This window comes from Paenibacillus sp. FW101-FHT12H11 (assembly GCF_058790355.1).
On the sequence record NZ_JBYTCO010000004.1, the window covers coordinates 268,568 to 286,236 of the forward strand.

General features: G+C 49.0%; 11 protein-coding genes. 4 read left to right on the forward strand and 7 right to left on the reverse strand.

Annotated elements, in window-relative coordinates; translation table 11 throughout:
- The first annotated feature begins 44 nt into the window (after nucleotides 1–44).
- Both AC3WTJ_RS14740 and AC3WTJ_RS14745 read left to right on the forward strand, forming a co-directional pair.
- Nucleotides 45–4,862 carry a glycoside hydrolase family 2 TIM barrel-domain containing protein gene (locus AC3WTJ_RS14740; RefSeq protein WP_492522409.1) on the forward strand — a complete coding sequence of 1,606 codons (4,818 nt, stop codon included), beginning with the start codon at nucleotides 45–47 and terminating at the stop codon, nucleotides 4,860–4,862.
- 217 nt (nucleotides 4,863–5,079) lie between these two features.
- Nucleotides 5,080–9,009 (forward strand): alpha-L-fucosidase, encoded by a 3,930-nt coding sequence (locus AC3WTJ_RS14745; protein ID WP_492522410.1) that lies wholly within the window; start codon nucleotides 5,080–5,082, stop codon nucleotides 9,007–9,009.
- Nucleotides 9,010–9,381: 372 nt separating this feature from the next.
- Here AC3WTJ_RS14745 and AC3WTJ_RS14750 read toward each other — a convergent pair whose 3' ends face one another.
- From AC3WTJ_RS14750 to AC3WTJ_RS14780, 7 genes are all read right to left on the reverse strand, one after another.
- Entirely contained in the window at nucleotides 9,382–10,281 is a 900-nt protein-coding gene (locus tag AC3WTJ_RS14750; RefSeq protein ID WP_492522411.1) for a fumarylacetoacetate hydrolase family protein, read from the reverse strand.
- A gap of 50 nt (nucleotides 10,282–10,331) precedes the next feature.
- Entirely contained in the window at nucleotides 10,332–11,105 is a 774-nt protein-coding gene (locus AC3WTJ_RS14755; RefSeq protein WP_492522412.1) for an SDR family NAD(P)-dependent oxidoreductase, read from the reverse strand.
- 16 nt (nucleotides 11,106–11,121) lie between these two features.
- Nucleotides 11,122–11,871 carry an IclR family transcriptional regulator gene (locus AC3WTJ_RS14760; protein WP_492522413.1) on the reverse strand — a complete coding sequence of 250 codons (750 nt, stop codon included), beginning with the start codon at nucleotides 11,869–11,871 and terminating at the stop codon, nucleotides 11,122–11,124.
- Nucleotides 11,872–12,038: 167 nt separating this feature from the next.
- Nucleotides 12,039–12,719 (reverse strand): TIGR00266 family protein, encoded by a 681-nt coding sequence (locus tag AC3WTJ_RS14765; RefSeq protein WP_127453701.1) that lies wholly within the window; start codon nucleotides 12,717–12,719, stop codon nucleotides 12,039–12,041.
- Between the two features lie 36 nt (nucleotides 12,720–12,755).
- Entirely contained in the window at nucleotides 12,756–13,955 is a 1,200-nt protein-coding gene (locus AC3WTJ_RS14770; RefSeq protein WP_492522414.1) for an MFS transporter, read from the reverse strand.
- Between the two features lie 136 nt (nucleotides 13,956–14,091).
- Complete coding sequence (locus AC3WTJ_RS14775; protein ID WP_407869607.1) at nucleotides 14,092–14,334, reverse strand: hypothetical protein; 243 nt, start codon at nucleotides 14,332–14,334, stop codon at nucleotides 14,092–14,094.
- A gap of 112 nt (nucleotides 14,335–14,446) precedes the next feature.
- On the reverse strand, nucleotides 14,447–15,352 hold the full coding sequence (locus AC3WTJ_RS14780) for an ArsR/SmtB family transcription factor (RefSeq protein WP_492522415.1): 906 nt from the start codon (nucleotides 15,350–15,352) through the stop codon (nucleotides 14,447–14,449).
- A 182-nt stretch (nucleotides 15,353–15,534) separates the two neighbouring features.
- On the opposite strand from AC3WTJ_RS14780, the gene arfA reads away from it, so the two are divergent.
- Together arfA and AC3WTJ_RS14790 are read left to right on the forward strand one after the other, a co-directional pair.
- The gene (gene arfA, locus AC3WTJ_RS14785; protein ID WP_492522416.1) at nucleotides 15,535–17,046 is read left to right on the forward strand and encodes an arabinosylfuranosidase ArfA; all 1,512 of its coding nucleotides are present in this window, start codon (nucleotides 15,535–15,537) and stop codon (nucleotides 17,044–17,046) included.
- A gap of 250 nt (nucleotides 17,047–17,296) precedes the next feature.
- Entirely contained in the window at nucleotides 17,297–17,626 is a 330-nt protein-coding gene (locus AC3WTJ_RS14790; RefSeq protein ID WP_315953070.1) for a c-type cytochrome, read from the forward strand.
- The last annotated feature ends 43 nt before the right edge of the window (nucleotides 17,627–17,669 follow it).

A 17,669-nucleotide genomic window follows, 5' to 3' on the forward strand; every position in this document is an offset into this window, starting at 1 on the left:
ACCCTTTCTCTTCCATATTCCCATATTTTAATGGGGGAAAATTCATGAGAACAAAGAAATGGTTGAGCATCTTTTTAATTGCCATGACAGTTATGACATGTATGGTGCCATTTGCTCCTCAATCGGCTGCAGCCAATGCAGTCTGGCAGCGTCCACAGATCGTTCCGTTACCGAATTCGGTATCCGGCGTTGCGAATCCTGTCATTAGTCTGAGTGGAACATGGAAATTTAACATGTCAACTCCGGCAAACTTCTGGCAGAACACGATGGATCCTTCGTCTTGGAGCGATATACAGGTGCCAGGTGAGGCCTTTATGCAAAATTTTAATATTACTCAGGATTATGAATATCCGTATAAGAAACAGATCAGCATTCCTTCGGATTATAGCGGGAAGCGAGTCGTTTTAAGATTTGAAGGGGTATACAGTTACGCGCGTGTTTGGGTAAACGGCAACTATGTTAGAGACCATACCGGAGGATTTACGGCGTGGGATTGCGATATTACCGATTATGTCACACCAGGACAGCAGGCTTGGATTACGGTTGGCGTTACCGACAAGTCAGATGATATATCCAATGAGGATGGATATGCGAAACATAACATCGGAGGCATACTCCGGGACGTTAAGCTTGTGGCGTTGCCTCAAAGCTATGTAACAAGATTTCATGCATCTACGGATTTTGATGCAACTTATACAAACGCGACTTTGAATGTTACAGGAGCAGCATCTTTTAACGGTGTGAGCAATGCGACACTCAACTTTACCCTGAAAGATCCACAGGGAAATGATGTTGCAATGAGTCCAGGCTCAATGAACCTATCGACATCGACGGCTGAAAGAGTCGTAAGTATTCCTGTAGCCTCGCCCCAGAAATGGGATGCAGAGCATCCCAATCTGTATACAATAACGGCAAACCTGGAAGTTGGAGGATCAACCGTACAAACGATATCCAAAAAAATCGGTTTTCGGGAAGTTGTGAAGAACGGAAACCAGGTGTTCGTCAACGGTAAGGAAATTAAGTTAAGAGGAGTCAATGCACATGACATTGATCCATTAATGGGACGTGCTACGAATGATGCGTTGGATGATGCAACGGTAGCGAAGTTTGCCGACGGCAACATTAATTTCATCCGAACCTCGCATTATCCGAAGTCGGATGCTTTCCTTGACGCTGCTGACAAGTATGGTGTCTATGTAGAAGAAGAAAGCGCCGTTGTCTGGCAAGCCGAGGATTATGGGAAAACGACCATCCACGATGCAGACTATACGGCTAATTATATGAATCAATTCGCCGAGATGTTGGAAAAGGATTTGACGCATCCTTCCATTATCATTTGGTCGTTGGGAAATGAAACGAAATGGGGTTCCAATTTCCAGAAAGAGCTTGATTATGTGAAGGCTGAGGATCCGACCAGGCTTACCATCGTAAGCTGGGGGAATGAGGCAACCGACATTTACAGCAATCACTATCCGAACTATGACGGCAATTTGGCCCCATCTCGGACACAGCCTACGCTTCATGATGAATATGTACATGTGAACTCATACAATACGGATACGCAGAAGAGGGATCCGAATACCCGGAATTTTTGGGGGGAAAGCATCAAGAAATTCTGGGAAAACCTGTTCCCTACCACCGGGGCGCTCGGAGGCGCAATATGGGCTTCTCCCGATGAAGTCTTTCAATCCCCGCTAAATAACTGGATTGGAGGTTATGGAGAATGGGGAGTTATTGATGGCTGGAGAAGGGAGAAACCGGAGTTCTGGTTGACCAAGAAGGCTTACTCTCCTATTCGTATACCAGATGTTCCAGTCGCGAATCCAGGCAATGGGAAAACCATTCAAATACCGATAGAGAACTGGTTTGACCATACAAACTTTAATGAAGTTTCCTTTAACTGGCGTGCAGGCTCTGACTCAGGCAGCATAACCAACCTGAACATAGCGCCGCATGAAAAGGGTACACTCGTCATACCGGGACGAAATTGGCAGTACGGTGACACTATAAACATTCAAGTATACAAATCTTCGAAATGGATTGATGAATACAATCTGACGGTAGGTACACCGGTAAAAACTTTTGAGGCTGTTCAAGGAACTGCTCCGATCGTAACTGAGAATGGTTCAAACATCACCGTATCCGGCTCCAACTTCAGCATCGTATTCAGCAAAACTTCGGGACAAGTCACGAGCGGAACTTATAACGGAAGCACGATAATTGTTGGCGGCCCCAGAATCAACCTAGCACCTGTGAGTCTTCCAGCATGGTCGCTTTCCAGCATAAGCCAGTCTGTGCAAGGAAACCAAGCCGTTATTCGCATTTCGGGTTCCTATGGCACGATGGGGACGAATTTCACGGTAAGTATAGATAGTGCAGGGCTCGTTACTACCGGATATAGCCTTACAAATCCGATAGCTGGGGCTAAAGAGACAGGCGTTATCTATGATGTATCAAGTTCAGTCGATCGATTGAGCTGGGATCGGAAAGGTCTGTGGTCTGCATATCCCTCCGATCATATCGGCAGGAATACCGGAGTAGCCAACAAAATCAGCGAAAACAACGATTCGTACAGAGTCAAACCTACGTGGTCATGGTCGCAGGACATGAAGAATTTCTTCCTCTTTGGCGCTGGCGATGCCGGGGGACGCGGTACGAATGATTTCAGAAGCCAGAAGGAATACATCCATTATGCCTCAGCCATCATGTCCGGCTCTAATAACCGGTTAAGGGCCGAATCGGACGGTACGGCGTCGGTTAGAATGGAAATCAATAAGAATAGGGTTGATGATCGTGATCCCTCTATTTCTTATAGCGGGACATGGTCAGATTACGATGATGCGGGAGATTACAAAAGTACGGAAAAGTACAGCAACACGGTAGGCGCGTATGCGCAATATACATTCACGGGTACGGGCATAAGCCTGGTTGGACCCAAGAGCAACAATTTGGGTACGTCTGATATTTATATAGACGGAACCCTCGTTCAATCCGATATCGGGCTTTATGAGGCAAACAAGAATTTCCAACAGGCGCTTTATACCCATACTGGCCTTTCAAATGGTACGCATACCATCAAGGTTGTTGTTAAAAGCGGATATGTTGTCATTGATGCCTTTGAACAGCTGGATACTTCATCCACTGGCATCGCCATGGCTATAAACAACCAATGGGGCTATGACGATTTGGATTGGGGGAACTATGAAACATCAATTACAGTTCCTTCGGGATACAGCAACACCGTTAAGATGAGACTTACTGACAACGACAGTTACAGCATCACGTACAACCCTATAACACGAACAGAGAATGACAACACAACAGGTGCAGGAAATAATCAGTTCGATTATGTGGGAAGCTGGGGATACTACGGAAGTCAAAACGGAGCTTATCAGAATGATAACCACTATTCGAACACGGCGGACGCTTACGCGTTATTGCGATTTACTGGTTCCAAAGTACAGTTATACGGTGCCAAAAACAATAATCAGGGCATCGCAGCTTTTTCGATCGATGGTGGACCTGAAACGTTAGTCGACACGTATGCTCCATCAAGATCCGATCAGCAGATAATCTTTGAAAGCCAAGAATTGGCCAATCGAGAGCATGTGCTGCGCATCCGGGTGACTGGTCAGAAGAATGCGAACGCAAATAATAGCTTTTTATCGATCGACCGTGCGGACATCCAGTTGGGGGTAGGGGAGATCAATGAAGGGGAAGTGTCTTCCATTTCCGTGAGCGGCGAAGGCGGCGTGAATACGATCACGACCCAGGCAGGCACGCTGCAAATGCAGGCAACCGTATTACCGGAGGGTACAAACAGTCAAGTTACTTGGAGTGTTTGGGAATCCGATGGTGTTACGGGAACTGATAAAGCGACGATAACAGCTGGCGGTTTGTTGACGGCTGCCAAAGATGGGGTCGTCAAAGTGGTGGCAACAGCCGCGGACGGCGGCGGTGTTCAAGGCTCCAGTTCTATCGTGATCAGCGGTCAGACGCCGCTGCCGACGGATGTGCCGCAGGCTACGCTTACGGGCCCGGCTGCGGTTCAAGCAGGCGCTGCATTCTCGACGAATGTGGGCTTGAACATTGTAACTGGCAGCGTATATTCCGCGGTTTATGCGGCGGATATCACTCTGGCTTATGATGCCGGCGCCATTGAGTTTGTATCCGCAGATCCGTTAGTTTCCGGCTTTACGGACGTGCAGACGCATACTGACGTACCTGGCCAAATTCGGATTGTTGCTAAGACCCAAGGGAATACGGGGGCAGTAACAGCAAGCGGGGATGTATTCAAACTCAATTGGATCGCGAAGCTGAATAGCCCGTCCACGACAACGAACCTGGTACTGACCAAAGTAGCTGTCTCCAATGCGACAGGTCAGAAGGCGGATGCTGCTTTGGCGAATCTATCGGTTACGATTTCGGCAGTGACAGATACAGATAAGACAACGCTGAATACGGTCATTAACTTGGCGCAATCCGTCCTTAATCGAGCTGTAGAAGGAACCCTAGTCGGACAATATGCAGTCGGCTCCAAAGCAGCGTTGTTATCAGCTATTCAAGAAGCAACTGCCGTGGGCGCGAACCCAGCGGGTACCCAACAACAGTTGGATGATGCGGCCATTACGTTAAATCAGGCGTTGCAAGCTTTTAACGAGAAGATTATTACGGTTTATGCGCAAGGAGATGTCAATAGAGACAACGTCATCGATATTGGAGATTTGGGCAGAGCAGCCGTGTATTACGGTAAAAGTACGGCTAGCAGCGATTGGAATGAGGCAAAAAGCGCGGATTTCAATCTTGACGGCAAGATTAATATTAGTGATATCGTAGGAATCGCTAAACTGATCCTGCAATAATAAGGTTGGATTGGCCTAAGCGGGAAAAGTGATTTTGAAGAAATGGATGCTATTTTTGGATGAAACACAGGCTGTTACTTTCTTAATCCGGGGTACAGCCTTTTTTTGCAGAAGGGTGATCGATAGCCCGATCGGTGTAATGAACTTATTTTTTTAAGAAAACGCATTCATCAAGTAATAATCGAAAGTATGGTTGTTACTTTATATGGAGGACCTTATGATCAAACACTTGGGAAAGAAAATGATAACTTGCACGATCGCCGTTGTCTGTCTGGCAGCGCCATTTACACCAATTGCGGGTTCTACCGCTCAAGCCGCTGAGACCGCTTACCAGCCCAACTGGCCGTCAGTTGACCCGCATAATGCGGCACCGGATTGGTTCCGGGATGCAAAGTTCGGCATCTACTTCCATTGGGGGGCCTTCAGCGTTCCGGCATACAGCAACGAGTGGTATCCCCGCACAATGTATAAATCCGGCAGCTCCGAGAATCAACATCATAAAGCAACTTATGGTGACCCCTCAATTTGGCCCTATAGTAACTTCTTAACCGGTGCCAGTGATCTCGCCGGGAATTGGGTAGAATTTGCGCCGAAACTGACTTCGCAAGGCGGCAATTTCGACCCGGAAGCTTGGGTTCAATTGTTTGTTGACGCCGGAGCCAAATTTGCAGGACCTGTTGCAGAGCACCACGATGGTTATTCGATGTGGGACAGCAAGGTGAACGAATGGAACTCCGTGAAATTGGGGCCGAAACTAGATTTGGTCAGCCAATTCTCAACGGCTATCCGCAACAAAAACTTGAAACTCTTGCTCGCGATGCATCACGCTTACAACTATACGGGGTTTTATGAATACGCGCCTAAACAAACCGATCCCAGCTTGCAGAAATTATACGGCCAACTGCCACGTGCCCAGGAGGATCAGCTCTGGTACGATAAGCTGGAGGAAGTGGTTGATAACTATCAGCCGGACATCTTGTGGCAAGATTTCGACCTTGGGGGTGTAGATGAAACGCAGCGATTGAAGTTCCTTTCACACTATTACAATAAAGGAATCGATTGGAACAAAGAGGTCGTTGCTACGTATAAAGACGGATATGACAACAACGGCGAGGTTTTTGATTACGAACGTGGCGGCCCGGCGGACATGCAAACGAATTATTGGCTGACAGACGATAGTGTCAGCAGTTCAAGTTGGAGCTACACAGACGGCATAGGATATTATTCTGCAAATGCCATACTGGATGCCCTGATCGATCGCGTCAGCAAAAATGGCAATATGCTGTTGAATATTGCTCCAATGGCTGACGGCACCATCCCGCAAGGGCAAAAAGACATTTTGCTTGGCATGGGAGGTTGGCTGAATCGTTTCGGAGAATCGATTTATTCTACACGTGCATGGGATGTATATGGAGAAGGCCCGACCAAAATGGGGGGCGGCACCTATATGACACCGACGGCCGGTAATAATCAAGACATCCGCTATACACGGAATAAAGCGGGCAATAGTCTATACGCCATCGTTATGGATTGGCCTGGGGACGGCGCAACGTTGAATTTGAGTAATTTAAATGCCAACAACGCAGATTTGAGCAACTTGTCTTCGGTACAACTTCTTGGTTCTACAGCCGGAACTTATATCAATCTAACGGGTTATAAGCAGGATACAGGCGGTCTCAAGATCACGATGCCGTCTTCGCAACCGTATTCAGCCTCGGCCTATGTCGTGAAGCTGAACTTCTCCGGTCCGATTCCGTCGCTCAATTCGACGAATGTGCCTATATTTTATACCGATGCCAATTATGGAGGCAATAGCGGTTTCCTTGGAGCTGGCAGCTACACGCTTGCTCAGATGCAGGGCGCCGGGATTCCAAATGACAGCATCTCATCGGTTCGCGTTCCAGACGGTTTCAACATTACCCTGTATTCAGGCGACAATTTCACCGGAACCTCGTGGAAGCTCGCTGGCGATAATGCCGATCTTAAGTCTAATAACGGTACAGTTTCATCGATTAAAGTGTCCTTTAACCCGAGTGCTAACTTTAAATTAACAAACAATACAACCGGGTTGTCGCTGGACGGTGGAGGATCGGTTTCGTCCGGTTCAAATGTAAAACAATGGACATGGGATTCAAATCCGAATCTCCAATGGAATTTCATTGATCTGAATAACGGGTACTTCGCAATTAAAAACCGTACCAACGGATTGGCGCTTGACAGCGGCGGCAACGTTTCCGAAGGGGCCTATGCGAAGCAAACGAATTGGACGGGCAGTAATGACCAGCAATGGCAAATCGTTTATCTAACCGGCGGATATTCCAAGATTGTCAACCGTACGAATGGTATGGCACTTGATAGTGGTGGGCAAGTTTCGTCCGGTTCAAATGTAAAGCAATGGCCATGGAGTTCAAGTCCGAATCTGCAGTGGAAAATCGAATTTTGCGCCAGCCCTGCGCCTGCTTTGCAAAATCAGGTCACATTCGCGGACGTCACAGGGCTTGCGAATAACGGCAAAACCCAAGCCACTCTGCCGGCTGCGACCGATGCCGGGAACAGTTTCTGGTACAAGAAAGTTGGCGGGAACGACGTGTTGTCAGCCATCAACGCCGGCGATTCGGCCCTGAACGGATGGACAGCCTTCCCGGCGAACGGCATCATCGAAGCGGATAATGGACAGCGGATTTTCGTCGCCGAGGTGAATAGCAATCAACAAATCGTGCGCGTAGGAGAAGCGCAAGCGCTTGTTGTCAATGAAGGTGAGCCAGCGATTACTACCTTGAACCCGGTGAATGTCACGACGGCCGTTGGCGTTTCGCCTGTCCTGCCAGCGTTTGTCACCGCCGTGAACAGCGATAACACAACGGCCAGCAAAGCGGTGCAGTGGGCAACAATCGACCCGTCCAAGTATGCGTCAGCGGGCAGCTTTAGCGTGAACGGTGTTGTAAGCGGCACGGCGATACCTGCAGTTGCCAATGTAACAGTAACGGATACTGTGTCCGGTCAGCCATCGGTTACTTCCATCTCGGTAAGCGGCGCTGGCGGAGTGAATACGATAGCAAGTCAGGGCGGTACGCTGCAAATGCAGGCGATTGTCTTGCCGACGAATGCGAACGGTCAAGTTGTATGGAGCGTTAGGGAAGCCGACGGTGGAATGACGACCGATAAGGCAACGATTACGTCGGGAGGTCTTCTGACTGCGAATAAAGATGGCATTGTGAAAGTAGTGGCGACAGCAGCAGACGGAAGCGGCATGCAAGGTTCCACCTATGTCGTGATCAGCGGCCAGACAGCGGTTCCGACCAACGTGCCCCGAACGGTGCTGACGGGAGCTGCTGCGGTTCATGCAGGAGCTGCGTTCTCGACCAACCTTGGTTTAACAAACGTCACGAATAGTGCATCTTCCGCCTTGTATGCAGCAGATATCACACTCCATTTTGATGCGAATGCGGTTGAATTTGTATCTGTAGATGAATTGAAGTCCGGTTTTAAAATAGCTGCAACGAAGACGGATGTACCGGGTCAAATTCGCCTTATCGCGATTAGCGAAGGCGAAGCGGGTGCGATTACAGCTAACGAAGATGTATTCAAGATCAATTGGAAAGCGAAGCCGCTCGCTTCCGCTGCGACCAACCTAGCGCTGACCAAGGCAACTTTTTCCAACGCGTTGGGCCAAAAAGTGGATGCGACTCTGACGAATCTATCGGTTACGATTTCGGCAGGGGCAGATACAGATAAGACAACGCTGAATACGGTCATTAATTTGGCGCAATCCGTCTTTGATCGTGCGATAGAAGGAACCCTTGTCGGACAATATGCGGCCGGCTCCAAAGCAGCGTTGTTATCTGCTATTCAAGCGGCTGCCGCCGTGGGCGCGAATCCGGCAGCTACCCAGCAACAGTTGGATGATGCGGCCATTACGTTAAATCAGGCGTTGCAAGCTTTTTACGGGAAGATCGTTACGGATTATGAACGTGGAGATGTCAATGGAGATAACGCCATTGATATTGGCGACTTAGGCAAGGCGGCCGTGCATTATGGGAAGACAACAGCTAGCAGCGACTGGAATGTGGCGAAAAGCGCGGATATTAATCAGGACGGTAAGATTAACATTGTGGATATCGTAGCGATTGCTAAGTTGATCCTGTAATAGGTTACTAGCTGGCAGTGCTCGGTTCAACGTTAAGTTGGCCCGGGCCAGGCACTGTGTCGTTCCTGGCTTGCATCAGATGACAAAAAGGTAGGGGATTATATATCCTCTACCTTTTTTGGAATTTAAAGGAACATTAAGCCTCTATTTCCTTGAAAAATCGAAGTTTCCACAGGCAAGGGGAACTACAAACCGCTATTTTGGCAATTTCACCTGAAAACGTCACCGCAGGGGATAAATAAGAACCTGTGGTTCCGCTCAGAGAGAAAATAGCTTGTTTTTCACAAAATAGAGGCCTCCAGTTCCCCTAAGCTAAGCCGAGGAAAACCCTCTCAGCAACCGCGCCTAGAGAACGAGAATCCCGGTAACAGGCTACTCGCTAACCATGCGATTCGTCAAACTTCCCAGCTTCTCGATGGAAATAGTGACTACGTCGCCGTCTTTTAAATAAACGCGCTGATCAACCGGATCGCCAAGCACAACACCCTCTGGCGTTCCTGTGAGAATGATGTCTCCCGGGTACAGAGTCATATGCTGAGAAATATAGCTGACGATCTCGTCGCAGTGGAAAATCATATCCGCCGTATTCGAGTTTTGGCGTACTTTGCCATTAACCGTGGTGCTGATCTTCAGGTCGTTCGGATTGCCGACTTCGTCTGCCGTGACGAGATAAGGGCCAAGCGGGCTGAAATCGTCACACGATTTCCCAAGCAGCCATTGCGCAGTACGCATTTGCAGATCGCGTGCAGAGAGATCGTTGACACAGCAGTACCCGTAGACATGGTCTAATGCTTGTTCTTTGGAAACGTATTTCGCCTGCTTGCCAATTACGATAACGAGTTCCGCCTCATAATCGACTTCTTTGGTGACACGAGGGAGGGCAATCTCATGGCCATGTCCAGTCAGCGTATTATTAAATTTGTTAAAAAGAATCGGATACTGAGGGATAGGGGCATTCGTTTCTTCTGCGTGCTTACGGTAGTTAAGTCCGACACAAATAATTTTGTCTGGTTCTGTGACGCAAGGACCATAGTTCAAATTCTCTTCATTATGCAGCAGCGCAGCACGTTCATTACTTTCAAGAGCGAGGTGGACGAGCTGATGCAGCGCTTCGGTTGCGGCTGCCCCGCCTTGAATAGCCTCCGTAACCGTGGTTGGAACTGCGAATGCCGGTGAAAGCTGTTGGACAGCTTGAACGACATCGAGTACACCGGAATCGGTTTGAATACCTAGACGGGAAGCATTGTTTTGGTTAAATGTAAGTAGTTTCATGTGAAAACCTCCTAAGAAATAATATATATGAAGAGTTTATAAAGAACAGGTTAAGCATTCTTGCCAAACGTGACCCCGCCGTCAATGTATAACGGTGACCCCATCATGAACTTGGAATCGTCAGAAGCAAGGAACAAGGCAGCTGACGCTACATCTTCGGGACGGCCCAATTCATTGCTGAGCTGTCTGGTTTTCAGAGAGGCGATAGCCGCTTCTGGATCATCATAAGAAGTGTGAATGTAATTTTCGACGAAAGGAGTCATGATCGTTCCCGGCAGCAAAGCATTTACCCGAATGCCGTATGAAGCATAATCCACTTGCATGGATTTGGTCAGCGCAAGGACGGCGCCTTTCGTTGCGGCATAGGAGGCACGGCGAGCAAGCCCGATTTCGGCAATGCAAGAAGACATGTTTATGATTGAACCCGATTTGCGTTCCATCATATAAGGGAGTACATGCTTCGAAGGGAGGAAAACGCCCTTCACATTAATGCTCATGATGCGGTCCCAAGCATCCGGTTCCAGCTCGTGAAGCGCGCCGACGCCGCTAATGCCTGCGTTGTTGAAAAGCACGTCAATTCGGCCGTAAGCCTGAATGATTTGTTCAACCATCGCTTTGACTGAATCGGAATGTGTAACGTCTGCCTGAATGAAGCGGGCTGCCCCGCCGGCCTCTGTAATTTCATTCACGGTCTCGATTCCCTTGGCTTCATCGAGATCATTGACGATAACTTGGGCGCCTTCCCGCCCAAATAAGAGCGCTGTGCTTTTGCCAATACCTGAAGCTGCGCCTGTGATGAGAATGACTTTGTTATGTAACCGCATGTTCAATTCTCCTTCGCTATTCGGATAGTTGATGAGCAAGCTTACAAACTTCTTCTATACAGATCTGCTTCTTCTGCTGCCACTGAGGCAGCATCATCGAGCAGCTGACAGCGGCGATGACCTTCCCATGCGAGTTGCGGATTGGAGCAGCAGCGCAGTTGAATCCGATAACAGCTTCCTCCAAATCGAGGGCGAAACCTTGTTTGCGGATGTGCTCCAAGTCTTGTTTCAATTCTTTCAAAGAGACGATGGAATGTGGCGTTAACTGTGAAAATGGTTCTTGATCTACGCGGTAAAATCTATCAAGCTCTTCATCGCCAAGATCCGCCAGCATGACCTTGCCGAGTGCAGTGGCGTGCGCTGGAAGGCGCATGCCTGGTCCAGAAGCGAGCCGAACTGGCGTAAGCGCTTCCTCTTTCGCAAGATACAGAACCTCATTGCCATCTAGTCGGGCTAATTGCAGCGATTCACCCAGTTTCAGCTTGATTAGTGAGGCTTCCTTGTGGAAGGACTCGTTCAGGTCGCGGTGCTGGACAGCCGCATGTCCCAAGCGAGAGAGCTCGCGGCCAAGGCGATATGTCTCGCCGGTATCCTTCTCAACCCAGCCCAAGTTCTCCAACGTTAAAAGCAGCGAGTACATCGAGCTTTTGTTGATGCCAAGCGAACGTGATAGATCGATGAGTTTCAGTTGACTGGGCTGCAGCGAGATTTCCTTGAGAATAAGGTGAGCACGTTCAATGGCTGGAACGCGGTATTTATCGTCCAATGGTAGGCCTCCCAGCTCATTTGGTTTACTATACAAAACTAAGTTTACTAATTAAAACTATCATAGCATAGGCTTGTGCAAAAAAGTAGTGGGTGAAAAGAAAAGAGACTGTCCTATAAGTCATAAAAATGACGGAGGGATAGTCTCTTGTGAGGTTTAACGCTACGCTACCTAGCGCCCGGTATGAATTGCTTCAGCCATCCGCCGAAGCTCTGCGGATTCCGCGTTTGAATAAGCACAACGCCTTCGCCGCGGAATCGGCATACGACGCCTTCACCGCTGGTGATGCTGGAGAGCCAGCCTTTGGCAGCTTTCTCAATTGTATACTGCGTATAATCCGGCCATGCGACCAGATGCCCGTTATCAATGACAACCTCTTGCCCGGGAGCAAGGTTAATAGCATGAATAGCTCCATAGGAGGAGAGGAAAACGGTGCCTCTACCGCTAATTTCAACGATGAAAAATCCTTCGCCGGACATGAAGCCGCTCATCAGGTTTTGCATTTTCGTATTCACTTGAATGCCGGATGTTCCGGCAAGAAAGCCGTCCTTTTGCACGTACAGCTTGTACGATCCATCCAGCTCGACAGCTTCAATGTCGCCAATTACGGAAGGTGCCAATAGCACTTCTCCGCCACCGCGAGTGGGGGTTAACTCCTGGAAGAAGAATTTCTCGCCACTCAGCATACGGCCAAGACCTTTCATAATACCGCCATCTACTGTTCCTTTGAGCTCAATGTTAGGCGACATTGAAACCATTGCCCCTGATTCAGCCTTAATATTTTCTCCAGCTTCAAGCTCGACGCGCAGCATTGGAAATGCGCCCTTATATAAAATCTCGTGTTTCATAAATCATCCTCCATCAATATGTAAAATTTGAAAAAGCTACGCCGAATTCGTCTGGCGCAAGGTCTCCAGGCTGCGGTTCAAGTAAACGAACACCGCACAGAGCAGCAGGATACCCATGGTGATATAGAACACCGACTTAAACCCATACGCTGCCGCAAAATGACTGCCAAGCAAGGGGCCGATCAGATTGCCGAGAAACAGCGAAGACGTGTTAAAGCCGTAGGCCGTTCCCTGAATTTGAGTGGGGGCGAGCTTCAAAACCAGCACGTTCAGGGAAGGAATCATGCCTCCGATGAACAGCCCCAGCAGGAACCTGCCAATTAGCAGCATTGTCATGCTGGTGGCGAAAGCCTGCGGAATGAAGGCGAGTGCCGCCATCGACAAGGCGATGACGAGTAGCTTGCGTTGGCCGATACGGTCGCCAAGCCTCCCTAAGGAGGGTGCGCCAAACAAGTTGGCGATACCCGTAATCGCCACGATTAAACCTGCGAACAGCTCCAAATGATTGCCGAAGTAAATCGTCTTGGCATAGACCGTCACGATCGGCTCGATGCTCATCATCCCGATTTGCGTAATCAGCGAAGCGGCAAAGACTGGCAGCAGCGGTCGAAACAGGCGCCATTCTGTACGCTGGCGCACTTTTTTCTGAGCGGGGGCTTTGCGCTCCTCCTGAACGAAAATCATCACGATGAGGCTGGCGCAGAGCATGAGACCGCCGGTAACAAAAAAGATGTGGCTATAACCGATCATACCAGCAAGCAACCCGCCGATCAAAGGTCCGACAAGTGATCCGGCGATGGAGCCCGTTTGCAGCGTGCCGAGTGATTTCCCGGAGTGCTCCGGGGGTGTCACGGATGCTTGCAGGGAGACCGCCATGGAGATGAAACCGGAGAAGAAGCCGTTCAGCAGCCGAAGCGCAAGCAGCTGCCAGGGCTCCGTGACAATTCCCATCAAGGCTGTCACAACAGCCATGCCGAACCCGGCTCGAAGCAGCATGATTTTGCGGCCACGGCGATCTGCGATGGCTCCCCAGAGAGGCTGAGTAAGAAACGAGGTAATGAATTGAGCGGCAACAATCCAGCCTGTCCAGCGTACGACATCGCCGACCTCGTGAACCCCAAGTTGTCCAACGTATAAGGGCAGAAACGGAAGAATAAGGTTCATTCCGCACATGATGGAAAAGTTAGCCCCCCATAATATCCATAGTGACTTTTTCCAATGTAAGGGTGCAGGCATCAGAGAGGCTCCTTTTCTTTTTTTTCCAGTATAGCATACTTCACTTCGATGCCATTTATTGCGCGGTTGAAAATAAAAAAGGCTATCCCTAGGCGGATGGGACCGCCTGATGAGGGATAGCTGCGAGATAGGTATTCTATGTATTTAAACTGGACATCACGGTTCCGAATAGAATGACTACGAAAATGAGATAGAGCACGAGACCGATAGCCGCCCAGATTAAGCTGGCTTTGGCATAATTCGATTTCGACGGGTTTTCATTTTTGCTGAAAGCCCACACGAATAACAAGACGATATTCACAATCGGTATGGCCATCAACAGAATGGTAATCATCCAATCCTTGACGCTTAGTACGGGCGCATTTTCTTGCTCTGGCATCGAAAGATCAACTCCCTCGCAGTCATTTACCTTACTGTATTGCCAGAGAGCCCCATATATGCCTTGAGGCTGACAGAATTAGCTGCCCGCGGCTTTACGCGCACACCTGCACTTACCGCCGGTAGGTGCGGAAAATAATATCCCGGTTGTAGTTGCCGAAGCCTTCACCGTACAGCGTAAGCCCGCCGACATGCACCGCATGATCCGGCACTTCAATCCGTAGCAGCCACTCGTTGCGCGACATGCGGATGTCCTTGATTGTGACGTCGGAAAGCCGCTGCCCGTCAAGGAAAGTGCCCTGTTCGGTGATCCGAATCACCTTCAACCAACCGTATTGGTTGATAGAGTCCGGCCACCAACTTGGTGTGTAATGCCCGCGGCCTTGCCCCGAATCGCCGGGGCTCGTCCAATAGCCGAGCAGCGTGTCGTTGACATAGAAATGAATGTCCGACGGCCAATTCTCGGCAATGCCCGGCGCTTCCGAGCCAAGCTCCAGCGAAATCTCAATCTCCTCCAGCGTCTGGCTGGGGAGTAAATAATTCGGGATGCGGTACTCGACGAAGCCGCTCCCGAACCAGAGAATCTTCGCATGCATGCGCTCAGGTTCAAGAAAATAGCGCGGATCGTCGTACTGTCCGATCGTATGATCGGCCGTAGCGAGACCGCACGTAGGCTGCACTTCAAAGCGCGTGTAATGTCCGATGGGAATGGACACCTCATCGAACACGCGCTTCGGCTCGCCCTGCTGCGGCAGCTGGATCTCGACACGCGAAACGGCAAGCGTGCACATTTTGTGCGTGCCGCCTTGTTTACGTACTAACGCTGTGTGAATCAGGCCGCCGGCCTCAAGCTTTTTCACGTGCATGGTCACGATGGCGCTGCTTAAGCCGAGCGTCTGGGCTAACTCCTTCACGTTCATCTCTTGTTCGGCAAGCAAGTCCAAAATCTGAAGCCGTACATCGCTGGCCAAAGCTTCATAGAGCGGCAGCCATTTGCGGTCTGTTGACGCGTGTATCATGATACAAATCTCCTCTATTCCTATCGATTCATCATTCCGACTGATTCATATAAATATAAATCCAAAACATTCGCAAAGAAAGTCTTGAAATCAAGCACTGATTATTGTTTAATAGAGTCAACGACATAATAATTGTATTAACTGATTCATATTTTTATTAATTATACGATGAGGTGACGGAAATGTCTATGAAAGCAAGCATGATTGTTGACAAAGATTTTAAAATCGGAGAAGTGGATTCCCGTATTTACGGTTCGTTTATTGAGCATTTGGGACGCGCTGTCTATGGGGGCATTTATGAACCTGGCCATCCGCAGGCTGACGAGCAAGGATTCCGTGCCGACGTTTTGGAATTGGTCAAAGGACTGGATGTCCCTATCGTTCGTTACCCAGGCGGTAACTTTGTATCCGGTTACAATTGGGAAGACGGTATTGGGCCGATTGAGCAGCGTAAGAGAAGATTAGATCTTGCTTGGCGCACAATTGAGCCCAACTTGGTAGGACTTAACGAATTTATGGATTGGTGCCGCAAGGCGAACACCGAAGCCATGATGGCGGTGAACCTGGGAACTCGCGGACCGGATGAGGCTAGAGATATTATCGAATATTCCAATATCCAAGGCGGTACATACTGGAGCGATTTGCGGATTTCTCATGGCTACCAGGCGCCTCATAACATCAAAACCTGGTGTTTGGGCAATGAAATGGACGGTCCATGGCAAACTGGAGCCAAAACAGCTGCAGAGTACGGTCGTACAGCCTGCGAAACAGCGAAAGTCATGAAGTGGGTGGATCCTTCGATTGAGCTGGTCGCTTGCGGCAGTTCGAGTTTAACCATGGCGACATTCCCGGAATGGGAAGCGACTGTGCTTGAGCATACCTATAATCATGTTGATTATATTTCACTTCATCAGTATTATGGCAACCGCGATAAAGATTCAGCGAATTTCCTTGCACAATCCATGGGCATGGATCGTTTCATTAATACGGTCATCTCTACAGCAGACTATGTTCAGGCGAAAAAGCGCGGCAAAAAGAAAATCAACCTTTCCTTTGACGAGTGGAATGTCTGGTACCATTCTAATGAAGCAGACCGCAAAATCGAACCATGGTCCATTGCGCCGCCGCAGCTCGAGGACATTTATAATCATGAGGATGCGCTCCTCGTGGGTTGTATGCTGATTTCCATGCTGAAGCGTGCGGATCGTGTGAAAATGGCTTGTTTGGCCCAACTCGTCAACGTTATTGCGCCGATTATGACCGCGAACGGCGGAGCCGCCTGGAAGCAAACGATTTATTATCCTTATATGCATGCAAGCTTATTCGGGCGTGGAACAGTTCTCGTGCCGCTCATTAAATCTCCTAAATATGATGCCAAGGATTACACCGATGTGCCTTATTTGGAGGCCGTTGCTGTTCATAATGAAGAGAAGTCGGAAGTAACGATCTTCGCGGTTAACCGTCATTTGGCTGAGGCGCTGCCGTTGGAGTTGGATCTTCGCAGCTTCGGCGCTTGCCAAGTTACTCAGCATATCGTGCTGGAGAGCGACGATTTGAAAGCCGCGAATACGCTAACTGCCCAGGATCGCGTGAAACCGCATAACGGCGGCAATGCAGCGGTGGACTCGAACGGCCAAATTCATGCTACCCTTGGCAAAGCGTCATGGAATGTGATCCGTTTGAAGTTGGCTTAGGTTCATCAGCTAGTTAAAAGTAAAATGAGACATGGTAAGAAGGAGCAAGTGCTTCCGCCATGTCTTTATGTTGTTCTATTTCAGCCTTATCTTTGCATCATCTTAACAAAATAAATCGTCCTCGGGCATCACATACTATGACCAATCAGCCCCGCGGGAAGTCTTTCAGTCGTTCAGACTGGTGAATTCTTTATTTTGCAGGCCATGCTCTGGTATGATGGAGGGAAATCTTCCCTTAAGGAGTTTCTGTATGAAAATAAAGTTGCTGCTGATGAGTACGATCATTTTATCTATGGGACTGACGGCCTGCGGAAATGGAAATAAACAACCCAATAATGCGCAGACAACGCCTGCACAAGCCGATCCGCATAAGGTTTATCAGAACTTTTGTATCTCTTGTCATGGTAATCAATTACAGGGCGGAGAAGGCCCCAACATTCAAAAAGTCGGAGAACGCTTAACGGAAGATGAGATCATAAAGCGCATCCAAAAGGGTGGTGGCGGGATGCCGCCGTTCCAAGTCGCGCTCAAAGAAGAGGAATTGAAGGTGTTGGCTGCATGGTTGGCAGGTCTCAAGTAAAGGGAATAAATGGGTATCCTAAGGTTCCTTTAAGGTTATCTAC

Bases quoted from the DNA above. Each gene is read 5' to 3' on its own strand.
- arfA (WP_492522416.1), top strand. From the start codon at position 15,535: ATGTCTATGAAAGCAAGCATGATTGTTGACAAAGATTTTAAAATCGGA.
- AC3WTJ_RS14775 (WP_407869607.1), bottom strand. From the start codon at position 14,334: ATGCCAGAGCAAGAAAATGCGCCCGTACTAAGCGTCAAGGATTGGATG.
- AC3WTJ_RS14745 (WP_492522410.1), top strand. From the start codon at position 5,080: ATGATCAAACACTTGGGAAAGAAAATGATAACTTGCACGATCGCCGTT.
- AC3WTJ_RS14740 (WP_492522409.1), top strand. From the start codon at position 45: ATGAGAACAAAGAAATGGTTGAGCATCTTTTTAATTGCCATGACAGTT.
- AC3WTJ_RS14755 (WP_492522412.1), bottom strand. From the start codon at position 11,105: ATGCGGTTACATAACAAAGTCATTCTCATCACAGGCGCAGCTTCAGGT.
- AC3WTJ_RS14790 (WP_315953070.1), top strand. From the start codon at position 17,297: ATGAAAATAAAGTTGCTGCTGATGAGTACGATCATTTTATCTATGGGA.
- AC3WTJ_RS14770 (WP_492522414.1), bottom strand. From the start codon at position 13,955: ATGCCTGCACCCTTACATTGGAAAAAGTCACTATGGATATTATGGGGG.
- AC3WTJ_RS14765 (WP_127453701.1), bottom strand. From the start codon at position 12,719: ATGAAACACGAGATTTTATATAAGGGCGCATTTCCAATGCTGCGCGTC.
- AC3WTJ_RS14750 (WP_492522411.1), bottom strand. From the start codon at position 10,281: ATGAAACTACTTACATTTAACCAAAACAATGCTTCCCGTCTAGGTATT.
- AC3WTJ_RS14780 (WP_492522415.1), bottom strand. From the start codon at position 15,352: ATGATACACGCGTCAACAGACCGCAAATGGCTGCCGCTCTATGAAGCT.